Below are 20,319 nucleotides of genomic sequence, written 5' to 3'. Positions count from 1 at the left end.
TTTATGCCGATTTTCCTAGCTAGAATTACAATTCTGTAAAAATTAAACGCAAACTAATTGTGTCCTCAATTAAAAGTTTGTCACGGAAAAGGGAACGGTGGTGGACCAGGTGGTGGACCCGGTAGTGGACCAGGAGGTGTAAGTGGTGTCGGACCCGGTGGTGGACCCGGTAGTGGACCAGGAGGTGTAAGTGGTGTCGGACCCGGAGGCGTAATCGTAAGAGTCGGTACCCATGGCGGTGGATTCACACCGACTGGTACTGTAATTTCAGGAACAATTAAAGACTTGTAACTATTACCAAGATCTAACCTTAAAGCTTGACGAGCTAGTTTTACTACTTGTGTACCTGGCCGTCGATCTGCACTTGTTTCAGCTGCTTGATGTTCAGCAACTAATAGTTCTGTCTGCCCAAAGTTTGTTTGAGGCATTGTAAGCTGGCTTCTATCAACAGTGTTGTTATAAATCTCTTTATTAACTAGAAGTTTAATCCGAACATCGTTAGTACCCAATGCTGGAGCCCTTGTGCCCACAGCGGAATGTTCTCTGTCAACAAAACGTGCAAGAAGCAGCGATACTTTAGGATGTATGCTTGGATCTTTAACAAAGCCATCGTAGTTTTGTTCTGCGCGTGCCAAAGATTCCACTCCGTAATTCATAACATCTTCGTATTGCCTAGAACATAAATCTTTTTGAGCTTGTGAGACTCCTTCGACATGAGGCAATATGCTTTGTTCCGCCATTTGCAAAACATCAGATAGTGTCTTTCTGCTTGTATCGGCTAATGATACCGCGATATCAACTAGTCCATATAATGTGGCATGGCTCGTCATCGGACAACATGGATTAATTTGTTGACCATTAGCTTGCGCATCAATTTCCGCTTTTTGATGTTCAGTGTTCTCATAATCTACAATCTCTTGAATTTGAGAACATATTAAAACTAATCTTTCCATGTTTATTAAGAATTCTGTTAGTGCAGGAGGTGTAGATTTCCCAGAATTACGTATATCCGCAGTAGTACCATTTTGAAGGTACACTAGGTTTTGTCTAGCATTATTTAATTCATCGGTCTTTATCCCTTTAATCCCACGCTTAAGTGGATCCGTATCAGGCAAAGTCGGATCACCATTAATCAATTTACTTATTCTCTCTTGTTCTACTAGATTGCCACCAGCAGTCTTTAAGTCCAAATCGCATTGTAAAAGCATTCTATTTAGAGGCACTTGTCTAGTTATATCGCCCATATTTACCACATGGTGATAAAGAATAGCTAGAAGTGGATCTTCTTCAAACGGAATATCACTAGAATTACCGTTCGCTCCTGCTGGAATTACCAAGCCACGTAAATAATTGTTTTGCTCTTTATTATCTATTTGCAAAGCTCTCGTTAAACGATTACTTTTTGTATTATCTGGTAATGCTAACTTTCTTATAATACCCATATTCTAATTCCGTTATTCTCCAGCAAATGCTGGTTGTGTTAATTGTGTACCATTTTTAACTTTTGAAGTTTCTACAACTTTTTTCTCTTCACTATTTATTTCGTCACCTGGCGTGAAAAAGCTATCAATATATACAAGAAAACTAGTGTCTAAAATATCATCATTGCCCGCAAGGCCATCAACTTTTGAAATTAAATAGTTTTTGACTTTCCATGTCGAGTTAAAATCAAAAGTAAATAATATTTCTTTATATCTAGAAGTAATACCTCCGCTACCAGATGTATAGCTGAGCCCTAAAACTGCTACTTCAGCTTCTCCTGGCCTAAATGTAGTTGCAGTGACCCCAATGGGCGAGAAAGATATCGACGGCAATACATCAGAGTTATTTCGTTGAATTAAATTACTTAAAATATTATCAACAGCATTACTTGATATATATTTTTCTAGAAGCTTGCCGTCTTTGATGTCCGTAGAAACAAATGCGCTTGATATTTTATAAGCAAATGATTTAGCACCAATTTCAGAGTTTATTTTTGAAACACTAATAAAAGTATTATTTTCGGGTTTGGAAGCATCAGATTTATCGCCGTTTGATGTAAAACTGATTTTACTCGTTTTAGGAGAACTTTCTTTTTCTGAACTATTTGAACAACCCGAAAACAAAACAGTAACAGTAGCCATAATAACTAGTATCGCTAAACGAAAACCAATATATTTGTATTTACCCACTTTTACCCCACTAGCGCTCACTAATATCAGCAGTACAATCATCGCTTTGTGCTGCAGAAACTACTTCCGCATGCGCACTAGTAGTTGCATCATCTTCATTTAGTTTCACAAAGTTTTCATAGAAGGCTTCTAAAGATTCAGATTCTTCAAGCAACTTTTTCGCTTGCTTGTATTGTGAAACAATTACACCAACAGAGTCTGTTGCCGAAGATTGCAAGAAGGCTGGTTGTGCTGTTTGCCATACTTTTATTCTTATATCAAATAGCTTATCTAGTGAATTCTTTTGTTCAGCACCAGTTAGCCCATTTAATTTTTCGGTTACTTTAGAATCTTTGTCTAATTTTGAAATCAAAGTAACAGCATCACAGAAATCGAGGGCTCCTACAGCTGCGGGATCGGTAGTCTTAATTGAATTAAGTAAATATGTGCTTGAATCCAAATCTTTTTTCATTGAGACATCCCATTTATAGGTACTAGATTCTTTACCTGGTTCTGTCCAGGTAAGAACTGCTCGCACAGTAAAAAGATTGCTTTTTTTCACGACTTTTGCAACAGATATGATTTCAACTTTTGCAACTTCTGGTTCTACAGGCAATGCTTCTATATCTGCTTTAACTTCGGCTGCACTCTTAACTGCTGGAGTAGTTTCTGTAGCCGCAGCACCATTTAACAATAGCGCATACTGGCTGCCCGCTATATCAAAGGTACCTTCTAAATCAGTTATGTCACCGGTTGTATAAAATTTAGCCCACTCATCTAACGACGATTGAAGATCTTGCGCAATAGAATCTTCAAGAGAATATAATTGAACAATTTGTATATCTGATAAGGGGTTTTTTGGAGACCATGTTTCAACTTTTACAGCAGGCGGATCAGAACCAAAAGGGTTTGCCACAACTAAAATTAATGCAATAACTAGAACTACTGCTACTGCAATACCTGCTATTAGACCTATGTTTAAATCACCATCAGGTCCACGAAACCCGAATGGTTGTGAAGGTGGACGAGTATCGAATTCTTCGTCTACTTCAATGCTCATTACTTCTGGCATTATTTCTCCTGCTCAATGATTATCTACGTGTTCTATCGGACCCTTTTCGGGACAAATGAAATATTTGTTTTGCTATCTACAATTCTTAAACAGAAATGATGATTTTACAAGACATTTTTATACTTTTTGTAATGCTTTTACATGTAAAAATCGTATTATTGCGTATAAATAGGCTTCTGGATAGGTAATCCGCTTAATCGCAGGCTGAGCTACTAGAACAACTTGTTCTAGCTCGTGAAGAAACAGTTAATTCTTTTGATGAAACTCCAAATAAGCCAAATAACGTGAAATTTACCTTACCGCTTGCACTAGCAATAAGATACTTGTCTTGATCAACACCAACATTGGATTCAATTTCACATTTTGATTTTGTTGGAGCTGTTACATCTAAAACCGTAGACGCCCCTCCTCCAGGTTCTGCCCATTTTAATAACATTTGCTCGCATCTAGGAACAGCTCCTTTATTGACATCACCACTTGTATCTAAACGAACTTTTCCATCACCCGTCAAAATTCGCTCTTCGTCAATTGCAGTCGCTCCAGCATTAGCCGCAGCATCAGCCGCGCTGGAAAGTTTTTCTCTTTCGATATATACACGAGTTAGATCAAAAATTGCTAAACCTGAAATTAATATTATGGCAGCAAAACCAAGTAGCCAAATAGTTGAAAAACCTGATTGTCTTTTTTCTTCATTTAACATGATTCATCACTTACTATTTCGCGGTAATCATCAATACGTTCAGTCGCACTCGATTTTACTTCAGTGATTTTAGTTATTCTTCTATCTGAATCAGATTTATTTTTATCTACGAAAGGATTTATTAATAAAGGGACAGGTATTTTTACTATTACTTTAACTTCACCACCTGGACAAAAGCTATGCTTATCAACTTCCACAACATTTGTCATACCGCTATATGAGCCAGCACCTAGTTCACTATCAATTACACTTTTAGCAGCATCTTGCGCCGCTATAACACCGTCAATATCATTATTCGCTTGAACATAAGCTGTAGCTGCCTCACTAGCAGCAACTTGGCTCAATGCTTTACGAGGAGGATATTGCATCATGCTAATTACTAAAATAAATGCTGGCACAACTAATAAAGCCATGCCTACTACCCATTCAATAGCCATGAAACCGTTTTGTTTTTTTTCTTTTCTATTCATTTGCTGACCCACGTTGTACAAAACTTTTAGACAATCCTTGCAATCTTATGTTGCTATAAGGTGCAGCCCATGGCACTATTACTGCTTTTGGCGTTCCCTTTAGTGTTGCTAACATTTGGGCAGGTTTGTTAGGCATAATCGCTACATCACATACTACAGATAAATTTTTATCATTAGATAAATCTTTTAATGATGCATTTCCTATTGACGCACAGTATTGTTTTGCCTTTTCTATTTCGATAGGATCACCAGTTCTTAAATCAACAATACGAGTACCTGCACGTGCAGCATCTCGAAGTGAAGTAATAGCAGAATTTCTTTGATATTCAATAAATAAAATATTTAAAAAACCAGTTAAAAACAAAATAGTAAAACCCATTAAAACTACAAACTGTATTGAGGCAAAACCTTTTTGGTCTTTTGTTTTGTTTTTTTTAACTATTTCATATTTTGGCATTTTGCCACCCTGATATTTGATATCTAATAATTTAGATCATTAAGGGCCAGCAGGAGCTGTTGGTGCAGGCGTATCATTAGAGCCATCGAATATAGTTTTAAACCAATTCGTTATATTGTCTCCAATGGCTGTTTTGAAAGCAGCATATACAGCAAATGCAATCAACACACCGACTACGGCTAAAGCAATCATCTCCGCACTGGCAAAGCCTTTTTCGTTCATATTTTCAGAAAAGCGTTCATGAATATTATCTTTGAACCTATTAGCTGATTGTCGGAATCCAATTTTAACTCCAACGTATACTTTCAACATTTCTGCTCTCCTTTTTTATACTTTATCTTTGTAAAGTGTAATTGTTTTCTATTATGCATCGGGGTTAATCAATACACAAGTTGTCTTTTATCTCCATTTCGCTTTATTCGCATTGCGACACTTTATTCATCTTATAGCGCATAAAATTATTCCCTCCGATACTTTCTGTAACATCTATAGTTGATAAATCTTTCATTATTTAACTCCCAAATAAAATCGAAGGAATAGGTGCAACCATAAAAATTAATACAACTGGAGCCATAAAGACAATAGTAGGAATTAACATTGCACCACGACGCTTTGTTGCCGAACGCTCCATGTCCTCTCTTCGTTCCGAACGCAAATCATCAGAAATAGTTAATAACGTTGCTGCCAAATCTCCGCCACTTCTTGCACCATCAGCAAGAGCTCGATACAAACGTCCTGCTGCTGGTTCAGGCGTTTCTAAAGAAAGCTTCTCGTACGCATCGGGTTGAGCCATACCGGTGGACATCCAATTTAATGCATCTGATAATTCTCTTACAACAGGACCACGACCACGTTCACATACAACTTGAACAGCTGCAACAGAACCATGACCTGTTCTCATTTGCATAGCAATTAATTGTGCCACTGTGTAAAGTTCGATACGCATTCTTTCTGTTCTATTTTTTATAGCCCTATTTATACGACCACGCCAAATAGTTGCTCCCCAAAACCCTCCACCAAAAAAACCCAGAAGGGCAAATGTTGTTGAGTTAAAAACAATTCCAAAAGCCGCGAACAGTAATGCTCCACAAACGGTATATGTGAGTTGTCTAATTCGAAATTGAGAAGGAGAAGTATCTAAAAAGCCTGCTTGACGCAACCTCAATGCTAGATAGTCATCATCACCAGCATCGACTATTTGACCCAATGCATCAGCCAATGATTGGCCAATAGGTTTGAGAATTCTACCCAATACGCTTTGTGGTGCATCAATATCGAGCATTGTTATCGAATTGACTTGTGCTCCTCGACCAAGGCGCGATCTATTTAGTTGAGTATAACTTCCAACACGATTAGAAAATCGACGTGGAGGTTTTATAATAAGTCTAGATAAAGACGCTGTGAATACCGAAGCAATTATTGCTGCTATAAAAATAGTACCTGACATTAGTAAGCTCCAAACGGTGATGCTTTTTCATTTTTTGAGGCTCCACTTTTCATTGAAAAACTTTTAGTTTTGAGATCTTCTTTAGCGTCACCATAAGATGCACCAAATACTCTTGTCTCGATAGGAATTTTTCCTAAACGATTTACGATAAACATGCCCAAAGACAAAATAGCTGACCCAACAATTATTACAACAACACCAATCGATGTACTATAGAATTTTCCTACATCAGAAGAAGCAATAACCATTAGCACTAAAAGTAAAAACGGCATAACAAAAACAGCTTTTGCGTTTATTTTTTGCTCAGTCTGCATAGTTTCTATATGTTCAGCAAGCTGTAGATCATGTGTACAAGATTTAGCTAGATCTCGTAGGATATCTAAAATAACAGCAGGACCAGCTTCAGAGGCAGAAATTAAGACCTCAATAATTCGGTCACTCATTGGGTCAGCTAGATCTTCTTTAACGACTTCTAAAGCACTCTTTTGATCTAATGCTTGACTTAGCTGTGAGTATTTTTTAAATACAGATCGCAGTGGTACTGGTCCAGAAAAACTTAAACCTTTTAAAGCTTGGTGCAATGATTGTGAAGACGCAATAGAAGCTATCAGCGTTCTCAACGCATCTGGCCATGCTTGGATTCTCTCTTCGTTTATTTTTAATCTCTTTTTAGCAAAAAAAGTTCGCGGCAATAAGCCAACCATAATTGATGGAATCATGGCAACAATAAAAACACTAGTTACAACATAAACTAAAACAAATACGCTTAGAAAAATACCTAATGAAATTCCCCAGAATTGAATTGGTGTAACACCTACACCACTTTGGTTCAACCATGATTGCATTTTTTCAATACGAGATTGCCTTTTCTTTTTTTCCCTTATTCCAGAAAGTCGCTTAGGCATATTGCCTGTGAACAAAGCAATGAGTAAATATACAAAAATTGAGGCTGTGAATGCAGTTAAAAGTCTTAGTTCAATCATGTGTTTGCACCTCTTTGATTCGAACCATCAAATATTCTCTGAACTGAAGTTCCATGTCTAGTCAAAACATTGTCTAATCGTTTACGCAAATTTTCTGGTAACGGAGCGCCGGTCCAGCGAAGAGGAGCACCAAATGATTCTCTTGTAAATATTGGTTCAACAGTATATTCATTTTCTCCACTTTGAAGTGACGGCACTGCAGATATTTCCATTACTTGACGTCGAATACGACCAGAATCTTCGGTTTTAAATTGTACATCTTCACGATCACAATGGATGACTAAATCAAACACATTAGAAAAAATAGAACGAACTTGTTTTTCGGGAACATTTTGTCCTGCCATGATTGCAGTTGCTGTTAAAGCCTGCAAAGCTTCTGCTGCATTATTAGAGTGAACAGTACATAAAACACCACAACCAGCATTACCTGCACGTGTTAATTCAAAGGCCTCTTCACCTCTAACTTCACCGACTACCAAAAGGTCAGGTCGCATACCTAAACATATACGGACCAAATCACGAAGTGTAACTTCACTATCACCGCTTGACTCATTACCGTTAGATCTAGTTTGATAATAAGCTCCATGCATAACAGGTGCGCTAAGTTCTCTGGTTTCTTCACAACCTAAAACGCGATGAGAAGGTGGGACTGCACGTATTAAGGCATTTACCATTGTTGTTTTACCAGCTGCTGGAATTCCACTAACAACAATTCCTGTACGTGTCAACATTGCTGCATGTAAAAGTGCAGCTGCTGCAGGTGTTATTGAATCAAAACGCACAAGGTCATTTAAATCTTCATGACGCATAGTGTATTTTCTTAATGTCACGCTAAGTTCATCGGCAATAGGGGGCACCACAACACCTATACGTGCAGCACCATCTAAAACTCTCGCTTGAACTATAGGATTGCGCTGTGAGACTTCGCGTCCGCTTGTTTGTAAAAGTCTATTCACTAAATGAAATACTTCTTCTTCGGTTGCAACATCTTCTACAGAGGCAAGCCGTCCATTGGCATCTAGATATGAAACATCACCACCTGAAATAAAAATTTCTTCTACATTGTCATCTGCCAATAGTGGTTCAAGAATACCGTAGCCTAAAATTGCACGACCTAATCTTGCTTCCATCTCATCTGGGTTAGCAAGAGCTCTACCACCTGTACCTGACTGGCTGTGACGTTGGTAATCCGCAACTTCTCTTTTAATATATGATCTAACACCATCAGAGTCATTTTCAGGATCGACTTTTCCTTCTTTAATACGATCCAGGAGTCGAAGTCGTAAAATTTCGTATGCAGTTACTGCTCTTTCATTGCGCATTACTGACTCCAAAAATTATTTGATCCATCATCCGTGTTGTTTTTGTCTTCTTTATTTTCCTCTAAGAATGGATTTGTTTGTGTTAGTGCCTCTTCAATTTTGTCTGCAGGTGAAATAGGTTTTGTATTTTTTGCAAATGAAGGTACATACGTAGGAGACGTAGTGTTATGTTGAATTTCTGGGTTTGTGGGTTGTTGCCCAACTGGTGGAACAGGTGTTGGTTCTTCCCAGATACCATTACTAGCTGTTTCAACATTTGAATTCGAAAATGTTGTGATGGGTTGATCTGGTTGCTTCTGAGGAACCTGAGGAACTTGAGGTACTTGAGGAACCTGAGGTGCTTGAGAAATGAAAGGCGAATGGGTTTGTTGTTTTATAGTTGGAAGTGGTGGCTCATTATAATCTTGACTCAAAGTTTGAGTATTTAAGCCATTATTAATTGCAGGATTAGCAATATCATCATCATCCCATGAAACGCCACCTGGTGCAGTTGTGCTTGGGCCTTGAACATAGTTCGCTTTATCACTTGTTATCCCAGATTGTGATGTGGCTTTTTGTGTTTGAACATATTGTGGAATAATGTTTTGTACCAATTGTGAGACCGTTGAAACAAAAGACCCTTTTACAACTCGTTGACCTTCCCAGTTAGCCTTAACAACATTTTCATCGAATGGAATAAAACTAATTGACGAAATATATCTTGAATCTATGTCTCTAATTAACTGACTTTCAATTTCTCCTCTAATAAATGCGGATTTTGGAGCATTATTTATCACAATGGAAACTGCAGATTCTTTTCCAAGGGTGCGAAGCGATGCCATCCAATCTAAAAACCTTAAATAGCCTGTAGGTGTCGGTGACATTACTCCTACTATGATATCTGAATTTTCACAGGCAGTCCTAGAAGATGAAAACCTTTCCATTCCATAACCTGACAAATCTTCAAGCATTGGTCCAATAGCTGTTACACAATATCTCCACGATTTCTTTATTGCAGCAAATAAATCACTTATCTCATCACTACGAAGTTGACTCCAATCTTCTAAATTTGCAATACCTGGGATTACGTCAAAGTATATTGCGCTCGCTGCACGATCACTCGGTCTACCTACAACTTGTGGAAGTGGGCGCGAAACATTCGATACGACATCGATGGCTGAAAGGATATTTGGATGTAAATGAAATCCGAGCCTACGCGCGATACTTGGTCCGACCTCATCACAATCAATTAGCAAAGTTGGCTTTTTTCTTTGTGTTAAAGCATCTGCAATAGCAATTGCTATTTCAGTAGAACCAGTACCTGCTGGTCCTCCAACACATATAACTGTTGAATTAGTAATTTTTTGTTGATTAACACCGCCCGAAAAACCACCTTCGGTGTTACCTGCGTTTTGTGCGTAATTTGTGTGAGGTTGCAATTGTGTTATTGCATTAATCATTTCTTCTGGAGAAATAGTTGAAGGTAAGGAAAGATCAATTCCCAATTTTTCTAAAAATGCAGGCCCTAAACCTTCTTGTTCAAGTGCATCGAAAACTCCGACAACACGAGTGCCCTTTTCACGAAGTCGAACTACCTTATCTCTTGTTAGGAAACTTGAAGTATCGTCAATAATTACTACATCTAAATCAAGCTCTAGCGCTAAACGAGGTTCACGTAAAATCTGCACACGAATACCAGCAACGTGATCTCTCACGTGAGCCTGGAGAATTGTTCTCCACTCGCGAGAACTCGCGACGATACCTATTGATAGTTCAGACATTATATTTTCCTGTTATTCTTCGACTGTATCTTCTGGACCAAAGCCGCAATCTTTATCTTCAATTGCAGAAGTTGTATTACCTTCAACTCCAGTTACACGGACTAATTGATATTGCCCTCGACTAATTATTCCAGCTAATTTTGATTCGTCATCTTCACTAGTTAGCGAAATTATTAGTGTGTAAGCACTAGTGCCGCCGCCTAATCCTCCAGATGATGTACCACCTGAGACAGACGCTATATTTAATCCAGCCATTACTCGATAGGCGCAACCTCCGTCTGGAGTTTCAATGATATCTATTTGGTCACCCTTTGCTAAAGCACCATTTACTGCTTTAGTTTTATCTATAGGAAGTGAAATAAGTCGTACATTTGATGCCGCAGTTTTTGTGTTTTGAGCGATTATTAAAAGCGGCTCATTTTTTTCTATTGTTCTTGCTGCATAGATTTTTGTCTCACCTAGGAAATCTTTTGCTTTGAAATATTGTGAGTCTAAAGAACTTGATGGAATTTCTGTTGGCTTGAAATCCTGCGCTGTTATTTGTTGTCCAACTGGTATTTGATTATTTGCAACAAATACGGTTATTGTTTTTCCTTGGCTTCCTAAAACTATAATTACTAATAAGAAAGTTGCGAGACCAGAGATAATCATGAGTAGGTGACCAGAAGTTAATTTACTTCCAGCTTTACGTTTCGGCAATTGAGCTAACGATTGGTCGTTCTGCCCGGATTGGTAATTTGAGTTAGTCACCACTACCCCTTTTGTTGTCTTGATCGTATTAACTAGTAGTAATTACGAATACTATGTATATGTCGGCCATCTCAAGCATCCGTGATCAAATGAACAATTTTGTTGTCGTCTTATTCCTAACACTAATAAAGTGATTTATATCTACAAAAGAAATTAATATTTCGCAAATATGGCCATTAATACAGATATTGTGACAAAATGTACAGATTTCTTTAAAAATAGCTTAAGTTCGTTCACTGCATGCCGAATATATATTTATATTCAAAAGAATAGCACGTAAAAGAGATTCGAAAAATGAAATTACAAAATATTCGTTACATTCGCCTCTTTACATATTGACCAAGAAATGGTAGGATTAGGACATGGCAGCACAAACACCCTTCGACCCAGATGATTTTCCGGCGATTTTGAAACCTTCAGAGGTTGCACAATGGCTTCGTCTCAGCCCTCGAATGATTCAACTTATGGCGAAAGACGGCAGGCTTCCAGCTATGCAAATACCTGGTGTTCGTGGATATCGCTTCTTAAAGCAAGATATCGCCAACTTTATCGAGCATTCAATGCCAAAAATCGAACTGCTCGAGAGATCTTTCGCTAACGAAAACTAGTCCATTTATTGGTTCCGTGCGGTTATAGCCATAGAATTACAGCTGAATACATTTTGAGCAATTGTGCCTATTGACACAATTGCTCCTTTTTGTTACCATTTAAATATTCATAGAGTTAAAAAGGAACAACATGGCACTAACAAATCCGGAAATAAGTCAATTAGCTACAATATTTAAGACATTGGATAAAATCCCCCACCAGGCACAAGGCGCTCTAAGAGTGGAACTTTTACTAGCAAATGCAAGCGATCCGGGACTTTTTAATGCCGTCTGTAGCTCCTTAACTGTGAAGCAATTACACACTACGCTCGACACTATTAGCCGCCAACATGAGCAAGGGAATCATTCAGACGAAGCCAAGAGAGAATTCCGTGAGGCGTTCTCGTCAGCCATCGCATATGCTGAAGCATCAGCAGATCGATACGTGAAAGAAATTTTTAGTCGAAAGGCCAGTAGTGAGATAAAATTAACACCTGATATGGATGCAATGGCAGAATCTGTATCGCGAGAAATTGGTAGAAACATTTTAGAGGGTTTTGATCGCTTCACTGGTCAGCCGGAAGCAGTACATTCATGGACAGATTTGGATGTTGATACACCACCTGATGTTGTAGGTGATATTGATTATCAAGCAAACAAGCCAGTAGGCGGGCATCAACCCCCTGCATCTCAAGTAGTTGGACAGGGTCCTTCTTCTCCACACCCAGATCAAGATCCACCAGGACCGGGTAGTGGATACAGAGGAGACCCAGTTTCTATTAACCAGGTCTGGTAATACAATACGCAGCTTTGGTTAAAGGTACCAACCATTCTCGCTTATCTTTGGTGCGAACAACCACGTGATCTCTTCGCACCAGTGATAATAATCCAACTATCGGTGTGGCGTTAGAATCAAAACCAATTTCAACTTCCATCATAGGCATGTCGGCCAATTCTCTCATTCTCGCAATGAAAGTATGAGGATCACGCTTCATAACCGACCTGCCATTTCCAGCAAGTTTATCGACAATAAACACATTTGAAATAAAATGAACTGCGATATCTACAACTACTCCTGGATTAGTAACAAGCTGGACAATATTCTTTCCCACATGAACTACAGTGCCTTCGAAAAACCTTTCCCCAATGCTTATCCTAATTCTTTCACCGCTCCATAACATTTCTAAAAAAGCAAACGACATATCCACTTCAGATTCGAATTGCGCTGAAGAAATTTCTTCTAATTCTTCTTGTTCTTCTCTTATTATGCGCTTAAATTCTCGAGCCATATTTGCTAGCTCGGGATCATCAAAAATATCACCGTCACTATCCGAATTATAAATATTATCCATATGTCGATTCTAAACTAAAATTTATAAAGAATCATTTACTCGTATCAAAATCGTATAGATTTATGCCCCGCTCATGTAATTGGCTAAATAGTTGCTTTGGATTGATGTACTTAGAGCATAGGACTATTCCAGTCTCATCTGAAACATCTTCTAAAATGCAATAGAGGACGTCGAGCACCGTGATTGAAACCATGTTGAGCGCATCGCCTTTTACACACACGGTTTTACTTACTATTTCACTATCGATTGAACCATAAACTTGAACCTTGATACAGGCATTTTTCGAAGTTAGCTGTTCGCGAAGGATTAAATGGCGAACGCGATCTTTAAAGGTCGGTAGTTTAGGTTCGCTATATCGAACGCTTACATTCCTTGCGTTTGGAAATTGTTGTACTAACTCAGTTACACCTACAGCGACTGGTTGAGTTTCCAGTAAGCCGTATGGTTTAGGGAACCAGGAATACGCTTTTGAATTTTTCTTTCGTGATTCCGTGAGGACTGTATCACGAAGGCCCAATGGTGAATCTCGACGTGCTTTTTTTATACTAGATAGCGACGAGTTAGAGACAAACCCCAACCGCTCGACTGTTATATCGAATACTTGATCAAAATCAACACTTATATGCTCAGCGACAGCATTGCCGATCCCTGGAAATAATCCTAACCCTAATATAACTTTAATATTATTTTCTTTGAAGGTATCTTGATGTTTTAAATATTGTTTAATCACAGAATTATCATCGCTAAGCGTAATAAAACTTTTTTTAGACAATACAATTCGGTCGATAATCTTTTTTTCAGAATCACCATCTACGCATACAATTATTAAATCTATGTCATCTGGTGTATCTTTAGCATTTTTCCATTTAATAGGTACTGGGCGTCCTTTAAAATGTTCGCTGAGATCTGACGCTCGGTCCTTAACCACATCAGTTATATAAATTTTGATATTTTCATCATCAATGTTTTCAAAAATCTCTTTGACCAGACGGTTTCCTACACGGCCACAACCCACCAAAAGAATTGATGAAGGCTTTGATATTTTTATTTTCTTTACAATTTTATTCATGTTATTTGAACTCTGGTGGAAATAATTGTCGGTAACCTTTTTCATTTTCGATTTTAGAATGCTTACCAAAAATTTTGACACCTGAAGTAGTCATGAAACCTATAAATGCAACAATAAATCCCCGTTGGTATTTTCTCAAAACACATACCTCGTCTATATTTTTACAAATAAATAACTTTTATGAACTACTATCCAACATGTAGCTATTACATGTTGGTGGGGCTAGCTGGAATCGAACCAGCGACCTCATCCTTATCAGAGATGCGCTCTAACCGACTGAGCTATAGCCCCATTTCATTGCTGTCGAGTCAGAAATACTAACACAATTAATAGTTTCATTGCTTTTTGTAGGAGTGTTTCTATTGAAACTTCTTTTATTCATACTTTATATACTTCAAATCTGGTTACCGGTGTCATTTTTAGCCATTTTAATATTGTCAAGATTACAACTTATATTTTTGTTGATTTAGTCTCTTCAACAACGTATATCTCAATGCCACCAATAGCTTCAGCAAATATATTATATAAAGCAGCTGCAATTACAGTCAGTATTGTCATAATAGCTACGAACACAAAACCGATTAACAATAAGCCTTCTAGAACTTGAAACGAGATAAATGAGAAATCTTTAATTTCAACTACGGTTCCTAAAAATTTTTCGATATTAGAAATAATTCCAACTTGGGATGCAACGACGAACATCACTATTGTTGCAATAACACTTAGCAACATTGCACCTACATGAAAACATAGAGCAACTTTAAAAGTTGACCATAGGTCTATCCGACCAATCATTTGTCTATAGCTTCTATTGCTACGAGATAAATTTGTAGATCTTTTAGTTTTTTTACCAGCTTTTTTCACTAGTGTTTTTTTAGTTGTAGATACTGTTGCCACAAAATTCCTATTAATAAAGTTAGTTTATATTATAGTTAAATTATTTACTCGTGTTTTCCTCTTAGTCAATATCTCCATTATCTTCTCGCTCTAACACTCGCGCTACAGCAACTATATTTTCATCTTCGCCTGGTTTGGAAACTCGAACACCAGATGCAGCTCTACCCTGTATTGAAATATCGCTAACTTTTGTTCTGATTATATTTCCAGCACTTGAAAAAACTAATACTTCGTCACTTTCATCAACAATAAATGCTGCAACCACTTGGCCACGCTCGTCTGAAACCTTTACACCTCTTACACCCTGTCCTCCACGGTTTTGTGAATTATAGGCCTCTTGGTCGGTACGCTTGCCATAACCTTTTGAAGATACGTAAAGTATTTTTCCGTCTGGTCTGGCAACATCACACCCAACGACACAGTCAGTTTCATTTTTGAGCTTCATACCTCGAACACCCGATGCGCTTCTACCCATTGGGCGTACTTTTTCTTCACTAAAACGAATTGTCATGCCGTCTTTAGATGTCAAAAATATGTCATTTTCTCCATTAGTTTGAATTACCCCAACAAGCTCATCATCTTCACGCAAACTAACAGCTATCAATCCCGATGAAATACGGGTGTTATAATCGTTCATTCGAGTTTTCTTAACAACACCTTTTTTAGTTACGAACATTAAATATGATCCATCTTCATATGTACGTGTATCGATTATTGCTTGAACAAATTCGCCGGGATCAAGTTGAAGCAAATTAACAAGTGCAGTTCCACGAGCTGTTCTGTCCTTCATCGGCAATTCATGGGTTCGTAAGCGATATACCCTACCTCTGTTTGTAAAGAAGAGTAAGTAAGCATGAGTTGTTGTTGTTAATAGGTGAGTCACATAATCTTCATCTTTTAATTTACCGCCACTTACACCACGACCGCCACGACCTTGTGATTTAAAAGCATCAATAGCAACAGTTTTTATGTAGCCTTCTTTAGAAAGCATTACAACAACTTCTTCATCGTCAATTAAGTCAAGCGTATCTATATCGGAAGAATCTGAAGTAATTTCACTTCTACGTGGATTAGCAAATTGTTCTCTAATTGCTAAAATTTCTTCTTTAACAACTAACTTTAATTTAGATTCATTTTCTAAGATTTCTTTAAGACCTTTAATTGTTTCTGCTAATAGTGCAAATTCATCAATTAATTTTTGTCGTTCTAAACCAGTAAGTCGACGTAATGGCATATCTAAAATATGATTAGACTGAATATCGCTAAAGTCAAACGGGGCTGCTCGCAAGGCTATTCTTGCTTCTTCAACATCTTGGCTAGCTCGAATGACTCGAATGACTTCATCAAGCATATCTAATGCTTTTAAAAGACCTTCGACAATATGACTTCTATCTAACGCCTTTTGTAAACGGTATTGAGTTCGACGTGTAATAACTTCATATTGGTGATTGACATAAGCGCTTAGCATTTGAGAAATATTTAATAAACGTGGAACTCCATCAACGAGTGCAAGCATATTTGCGCCAAAGCTAGTTTGTAATGGTGTCATTTTATAAAGATTATTTAAAACTACATTCGCATTTGCATCACGTTTTAATTCAACTACTAAACGTGTTTTACCTTTTGCAGATTCATTCCTCAAACCCCTAACACCATCTAAGTTTCCAGCGTTAACCAATTCTGCAATTTTACGTTCTATAGTTTCAACAGCAGTTTGATATGGAAGTTCACTAACAATAATTCTTGAGTTATTTTTTCCTTCTTCAATTTCGCAAACAGCACGCATCTTTATAGAACCACGCCCAGTTCTATATGCATCTAAAATGCCTGTACGACCTAATATTATCGCACCTGTTGGAAAGTCAGGACCCGGAATAAACTGCATTAGTTCATCTGATGTTGCATCTGGATTATCAACAACATGAACAGCTGCATCAATTACTTCACCTAAATTATGCGGTGGAATATTTGTTGCCATACCAACAGCAATACCTTGTGAGCCGTTAACTAGAAGGTTAGGAAAACGTGAAGGCAAAACAGATGGTTCTTTTTCTTTACCATCATAAGTATCAACAAAATCAACAGTATCTTCATCAATTCCTGCCAACATTTGCATTGCTAATGGCGCTAATCGGCACTCTGTATAACGCATTGCGGCTGGTTGAGAGTCAGGGTCTGGAGAACCAAATGCTCCGTGTCCATCTACAAGTGGATGACGTAAAGAAAAATCTTGAACCATACGAGCTAGTGCATCATAAATTGCTGAGTCACCATGTGGATGTAATTTACCCATAACTGCACCAACGACTTGAGCACATTTTGTATATGGACGATCGGGACGCAAACCTGCATCATACATCCCATAAAGAATTCTTCTATGTACGGGTTTTAATCCATCACGTGCGTCGGGTAGGGCACGCGAAACAATAACTGACATTGCATAATCTAAAAACGAACGTTCCATTTCGTCTTGGATTTCAATAGGTTCAATTGATACAAGAATATTTGATGGAATAACCATTTCATCGTCCGTAGAATTTGTGTCATTTCCGTTGTTGTTGTCGCCTGGCATTTGTCCTCTTTTACATAAAAAATGAGCTAAATCGTATTTATATTATACCAAAAAAAATCACATAGAAATGGCCTTTGATCTCGATAAATAGAAAAATATTAAAGTCTATCTACAAAAACGACGAAAGTTTGGTATTATATATTTTGTACACGGGTATATGATAAGAGAACCAATTCATAGGGGAATAAAATGAAAAATAATTCAATCAAATTAGTAATTTTCTTATTACTAATTTCAATGCTAAGTGTTGGATGTAGTTCTGACAAAAAAGATGATAAGAAGAGAAAATCTTCATCATCGCAGAGTAGAAGATCGAACGATGATAATTATTCAAGTGATGACGATAGTTCTTCATCAGACAGATCAGGTGGCGACTATTCACCTATTACTGAATCTGAATATAACGATAATATTGATCAAATAACTATTGCGGTGAAATCTGGATGCACTAAATTTCAAGATACCTATAATGCTTATAAAACACCTGATCAAGATGACGATGGCTTCACTGACATTATGGATATCTCTGGCGCATTGAATTTTTATGATGATGCGGCACTTGACCTTTTTGATCTTACATGGCCAGACGACGACAGATTTGCACCAAATTTTTACTCAAAAGAAGTTATCCCATTCATAGATGGTTTACGCAATTATGCAGATGAGTTAGAGGCTACGGTAGATGCTGCAATCACTGACTCTCAGACTGCTGAACAAGCCGCTGAAGTCCATAACACTGTCAAAGATGCAAGTGACTACATTAATAGATCTAAATTTGGTCCGTGCAACGTTTAGTCAGTTATATCTTAAATATCTAAGAAGCGAACGTCTTGCGCATTGGTTTGTATAAACTCTTTGCGCTGAGACACATCGTCACCCATAAGTTTTGAACATGCTTCATCAGCAAGTGCTGCTTGGTCAACGTTAATTTGTAAAAGCGTTCTTTTTTCAGGATCCATTGTTGTTTCCCAAAGCTCATGAAAGTCCATTTCACCAAGACCTTTTAGTCTTTGTATTTCTGGCTTTTTGCCTTCATTGGCGTCGAAGAATGCTTGTAGTGCTGCTTCATCTTTAATATATGTTTTTGATTTACCAACAACAGCACTAAATAATGGTGGTTGTGCAGCATAAACAAAACCAGCTTCGACAAGTGGTCGCATTTGGCGAAAGAAAAAAGTTAATAACAATGTGCGAATGTGAGAACCATCAACATCAGCATCTGCAAGAATGATAATTTTATGATAACGAGCTTTTTCAATGTCAAAATCAGCACCATAGCCAGCACCTATTGCCTGGATAAGGGAATGTACTTCTTGGTTTTTCAAGATTTTATCTATTCGTGCACGCTCGACATTTAATATTTTTCCACGTATAGGAAGTATTGCTTGAACCCTTGGGTCGCGTGCATCTTTTGCAGAACTACCAGCAGAGTTACCCTCTACAATAAATATTTCTGATTCTCCAGCATCTTTTGATGAACAGTCAGCGAGTTTTCCTGGCAACCCAGCACCTTCTAATGCAGATTTACGTCTTGTCATATCACGAGCTTTTTTTGCAGCACTTCTTGCTTCACTTGCTGTAGTAGCTTTTGCAACAATGACTTTTGCTTCCGCTGGATGTTCTTCTAACCACTCTGCAAAATGTTGATTGGTAGCCGTTTGAACATGACTTCGCATTTCTGTATTACCAAGTTTTGTTTTTGTCTGACCTTCAAATTGTGGGTTTGTTAATTTCACTGAAATGATCGCTGTCAAACCTTCACGGATATCTTCACCAGCAAAATTATCGTCTTTTTCTTTTAATAGATTTTTGGCGCGAGCATATTTGTTAACGACACTAGTTAAAGCAGTACGAAAACCTTCCTCATGCATACCACCCTCGGTTGTTGCAATATTATTCGCAAAGGAATGAATACCTTCGTTGTAGCCACTGTTCCATTGCATAGCAACATCAACTTCACTACCATCGCCTGGATCAGTAAAAGCTATAACTTTATCAATGATTGGAGATTTTGTAGAGTTTAAATGTTTAACGAAATCTGTTAAACCATCTTTGAATAGAAAATCCTTTTCTATTGCACTGATAGCACGTTCGTCTTTAAAAGTTATTCGTAAACCTTTATTTAGAAAAGCCATTTCGCGAAGGCGTTCTATAAGTGTACGAGAGTTAAATTCTACAGTTTCAAAAATCGTTGCATCAGGCCAAAAACGAACTGTTGTTCCATGTGTATCACTTGAACCTACTCTTTCAATAGATCCTTGAGCTTTTCCACCATCTTTAAATGTTAAATGGTGTTTACCCCCATTGAGGTCAATATCAAGGTCTAGCTGGCTACTCAACGCGTTTACGACAGAAACACCAACACCATGGAGTCCACCAGATATCTTGTATCCTTCACCACCAAACTTACCTCCAGCGTGAAGAACAGTTAACACAACTTCTGCAGCTGACATGCCTTCGTATTCTGGGTGATCATCTACAGGAATACCGCGTCCATTATCTTTAACAGAACAACTGCCATCGCTATGGATTATTACATTAATTTCGGTACAATAACCAGCCATTGCCTCGTCTACAGAGTTATCTACAACTTCATAAACAAGGTGATGTAAACCTGTTGGACCAGTAGATCCAATGTACATTCCGGGTCGCTCGCGAACTGGTTCTAATCCTTTGAGAACTGTAATATCTTTCGCTGCATATGCCATATTTTATACCCTTAAATAGTCTT

General features: G+C 37.8%; 20 protein-coding genes and 1 tRNA gene. 3 read left to right on the top strand and 18 right to left on the bottom strand.

The genetic code is table 11. From position 1 onward, the window contains the following. Nucleotides 1–80: 80 nt before the first annotated feature. The 12 genes from KBF89_05345 to KBF89_05290 form a co-directional block, all read right to left on the bottom strand. Entirely contained in the window at nucleotides 81–1,442 is a 1,362-nt protein-coding gene (locus KBF89_05345) for a hypothetical protein (protein MBP9115752.1), read from the bottom strand. 12 nt (nucleotides 1,443–1,454) lie between these two features. Next, nucleotides 1,455–2,171: a hypothetical protein gene (locus KBF89_05340; GenBank protein MBP9115751.1), complete on the bottom strand. Its 717-nt coding sequence runs from the start codon at nucleotides 2,169–2,171 to the stop codon at nucleotides 1,455–1,457. Nucleotides 2,172–2,181: 10 nt separating this feature from the next. Then, a complete protein-coding gene (locus KBF89_05335) occupies nucleotides 2,182–3,222 on the bottom strand; it encodes a hypothetical protein (GenBank protein ID MBP9115750.1) in 1,041 nt (346 codons plus the stop codon). A 193-nt stretch (nucleotides 3,223–3,415) separates the two neighbouring features. Continuing rightward, nucleotides 3,416–3,922: a hypothetical protein gene (locus KBF89_05330; protein MBP9115749.1), complete on the bottom strand. Its 507-nt coding sequence runs from the start codon at nucleotides 3,920–3,922 to the stop codon at nucleotides 3,416–3,418. Continuing rightward, nucleotides 3,916–4,392: a hypothetical protein gene (locus KBF89_05325; protein ID MBP9115748.1), complete on the bottom strand. Its 477-nt coding sequence runs from the start codon at nucleotides 4,390–4,392 to the stop codon at nucleotides 3,916–3,918. Before KBF89_05325 ends, KBF89_05330 begins: the two co-directional genes overlap by 7 nt. Further along, entirely contained in the window at nucleotides 4,385–4,849 is a 465-nt protein-coding gene (locus tag KBF89_05320; GenBank protein MBP9115747.1) for a hypothetical protein, read from the bottom strand. Before KBF89_05320 ends, KBF89_05325 begins: the two co-directional genes overlap by 8 nt. Before the next feature lie 39 nt (nucleotides 4,850–4,888). Next, nucleotides 4,889–5,161 (bottom strand): hypothetical protein, encoded by a 273-nt coding sequence (locus KBF89_05315; protein ID MBP9115746.1) that lies wholly within the window; start codon nucleotides 5,159–5,161, stop codon nucleotides 4,889–4,891. Nucleotides 5,162–5,360: 199 nt separating this feature from the next. Next, nucleotides 5,361–6,296, bottom strand: coding sequence for a type II secretion system F family protein (locus KBF89_05310; GenBank protein ID MBP9115745.1), 936 nt, complete (start codon nucleotides 6,294–6,296; stop codon nucleotides 5,361–5,363). Next, nucleotides 6,296–7,279 carry a hypothetical protein gene (locus tag KBF89_05305; protein ID MBP9115744.1) on the bottom strand — a complete coding sequence of 328 codons (984 nt, stop codon included), beginning with the start codon at nucleotides 7,277–7,279 and terminating at the stop codon, nucleotides 6,296–6,298. Before KBF89_05305 ends, KBF89_05310 begins: the two co-directional genes overlap by 1 nt. After that, entirely contained in the window at nucleotides 7,276–8,601 is a 1,326-nt protein-coding gene (locus tag KBF89_05300; GenBank protein ID MBP9115743.1) for a CpaF family protein, read from the bottom strand. The genes KBF89_05305 and KBF89_05300 overlap by 4 nt, the downstream gene beginning before the upstream one ends. Further along, on the bottom strand, nucleotides 8,601–10,361 hold the full coding sequence (locus KBF89_05295) for a hypothetical protein (protein MBP9115742.1): 1,761 nt from the start codon (nucleotides 10,359–10,361) through the stop codon (nucleotides 8,601–8,603). The genes KBF89_05300 and KBF89_05295 overlap by 1 nt, the downstream gene beginning before the upstream one ends. 12 nt (nucleotides 10,362–10,373) lie before the next feature. After that, nucleotides 10,374–11,111 carry a hypothetical protein gene (locus KBF89_05290; protein MBP9115741.1) on the bottom strand — a complete coding sequence of 246 codons (738 nt, stop codon included), beginning with the start codon at nucleotides 11,109–11,111 and terminating at the stop codon, nucleotides 10,374–10,376. 362 nt (nucleotides 11,112–11,473) lie between these two features. On the opposite strand from KBF89_05290, the gene KBF89_05285 reads away from it, so the two are divergent. Both KBF89_05285 and KBF89_05280 read left to right on the top strand, forming a co-directional pair. Beyond that, entirely contained in the window at nucleotides 11,474–11,719 is a 246-nt protein-coding gene (locus KBF89_05285) for a helix-turn-helix domain-containing protein (GenBank protein MBP9115740.1), read from the top strand. Nucleotides 11,720–11,849: 130 nt separating this feature from the next. Beyond that, a complete protein-coding gene (locus tag KBF89_05280) occupies nucleotides 11,850–12,494 on the top strand; it encodes a hypothetical protein (protein MBP9115739.1) in 645 nt (214 codons plus the stop codon). Here KBF89_05280 and KBF89_05275 read toward each other — a convergent pair. The 5 genes from KBF89_05275 to gyrA form a co-directional block, all read right to left on the bottom strand. Continuing rightward, nucleotides 12,478–13,050, bottom strand: coding sequence for a hypothetical protein (locus tag KBF89_05275; GenBank protein ID MBP9115738.1), 573 nt, complete (start codon nucleotides 13,048–13,050; stop codon nucleotides 12,478–12,480). The genes KBF89_05280 and KBF89_05275 overlap by 17 nt on opposite strands. Nucleotides 13,051–13,081: 31 nt before the next feature. Further along, nucleotides 13,082–14,164 (bottom strand): hypothetical protein, encoded by a 1,083-nt coding sequence (locus KBF89_05270; GenBank protein MBP9115737.1) that lies wholly within the window; start codon nucleotides 14,162–14,164, stop codon nucleotides 13,082–13,084. A gap of 169 nt (nucleotides 14,165–14,333) precedes the next feature. Further along, nucleotides 14,334–14,410: transfer RNA gene (locus KBF89_05265), tRNA-Ile, on the bottom strand. 159 nt (nucleotides 14,411–14,569) lie between these two features. Beyond that, nucleotides 14,570–15,016 carry a DUF3566 domain-containing protein gene (locus KBF89_05260; GenBank protein ID MBP9115736.1) on the bottom strand — a complete coding sequence of 149 codons (447 nt, stop codon included), beginning with the start codon at nucleotides 15,014–15,016 and terminating at the stop codon, nucleotides 14,570–14,572. A 61-nt stretch (nucleotides 15,017–15,077) separates the two neighbouring features. Then, a complete protein-coding gene (gene gyrA / locus KBF89_05255) occupies nucleotides 15,078–17,537 on the bottom strand; it encodes a DNA gyrase subunit A (GenBank protein ID MBP9115735.1) in 2,460 nt (819 codons plus the stop codon). A 240-nt stretch (nucleotides 17,538–17,777) separates the two neighbouring features. Here gyrA and KBF89_05250 point away from each other — a divergent pair, with 240 nt between their 5' ends. Then, nucleotides 17,778–18,383 carry a hypothetical protein gene (locus KBF89_05250; GenBank protein MBP9115734.1) on the top strand — a complete coding sequence of 202 codons (606 nt, stop codon included), beginning with the start codon at nucleotides 17,778–17,780 and terminating at the stop codon, nucleotides 18,381–18,383. Between the two features lie 11 nt (nucleotides 18,384–18,394). Here KBF89_05250 and gyrB read toward each other — a convergent pair whose 3' ends face one another. Then, entirely contained in the window at nucleotides 18,395–20,296 is a 1,902-nt protein-coding gene (gyrB, locus tag KBF89_05245; protein MBP9115733.1) for a DNA topoisomerase (ATP-hydrolyzing) subunit B, read from the bottom strand. Between the last annotated feature and the right edge of the window lie 23 nt (nucleotides 20,297–20,319).

It is taken from the genome of Acidimicrobiia bacterium, assembly GCA_018057765.1.
In the GTDB taxonomy this organism is placed as follows: Bacteria; Actinomycetota; Acidimicrobiia; order IMCC26256; family JAGPDB01; genus JAGPDB01.
The sequence above is the reverse complement of the archived record's forward strand: the minus strand, read 5'-3'. Positions and strand labels throughout refer to the sequence as shown.

Coding starts and splice junctions, on each gene's coding strand:
- KBF89_05300 (MBP9115743.1), bottom strand. CDS start 8,601: ATGCGCAATGAAAGAGCAGTAACTGCATACGAAATTTTACGACTTCGA.
- KBF89_05325 (MBP9115748.1), bottom strand. CDS start 4,392: ATGAATAGAAAAGAAAAAAAACAAAACGGTTTCATGGCTATTGAATGG.
- KBF89_05280 (MBP9115739.1), top strand. CDS start 11,850: ATGGCACTAACAAATCCGGAAATAAGTCAATTAGCTACAATATTTAAG.
- KBF89_05285 (MBP9115740.1), top strand. CDS start 11,474: ATGGCAGCACAAACACCCTTCGACCCAGATGATTTTCCGGCGATTTTG.
- KBF89_05250 (MBP9115734.1), top strand. CDS start 17,778: ATGAAAAATAATTCAATCAAATTAGTAATTTTCTTATTACTAATTTCA.
- gyrA (MBP9115735.1), bottom strand. CDS start 17,537: ATGGTTATTCCATCAAATATTCTTGTATCAATTGAACCTATTGAAATC.
- KBF89_05270 (MBP9115737.1), bottom strand. CDS start 14,164: ATGAAAAAGGTTACCGACAATTATTTCCACCAGAGTTCAAATAACATG.
- KBF89_05275 (MBP9115738.1), bottom strand. CDS start 13,050: ATGGATAATATTTATAATTCGGATAGTGACGGTGATATTTTTGATGAT.
- KBF89_05310 (MBP9115745.1), bottom strand. CDS start 6,296: ATGTCAGGTACTATTTTTATAGCAGCAATAATTGCTTCGGTATTCACA.
- KBF89_05305 (MBP9115744.1), bottom strand. CDS start 7,279: ATGATTGAACTAAGACTTTTAACTGCATTCACAGCCTCAATTTTTGTA.
- KBF89_05330 (MBP9115749.1), bottom strand. CDS start 3,922: ATGTTAAATGAAGAAAAAAGACAATCAGGTTTTTCAACTATTTGGCTA.
- gyrB (MBP9115733.1), bottom strand. CDS start 20,296: ATGGCATATGCAGCGAAAGATATTACAGTTCTCAAAGGATTAGAACCA.
- KBF89_05315 (MBP9115746.1), bottom strand. CDS start 5,161: ATGTTGAAAGTATACGTTGGAGTTAAAATTGGATTCCGACAATCAGCT.
- KBF89_05320 (MBP9115747.1), bottom strand. CDS start 4,849: ATGCCAAAATATGAAATAGTTAAAAAAAACAAAACAAAAGACCAAAAA.
- KBF89_05335 (MBP9115750.1), bottom strand. CDS start 3,222: ATGCCAGAAGTAATGAGCATTGAAGTAGACGAAGAATTCGATACTCGT.
- KBF89_05345 (MBP9115752.1), bottom strand. CDS start 1,442: ATGGGTATTATAAGAAAGTTAGCATTACCAGATAATACAAAAAGTAAT.
- KBF89_05295 (MBP9115742.1), bottom strand. CDS start 10,361: ATGTCTGAACTATCAATAGGTATCGTCGCGAGTTCTCGCGAGTGGAGA.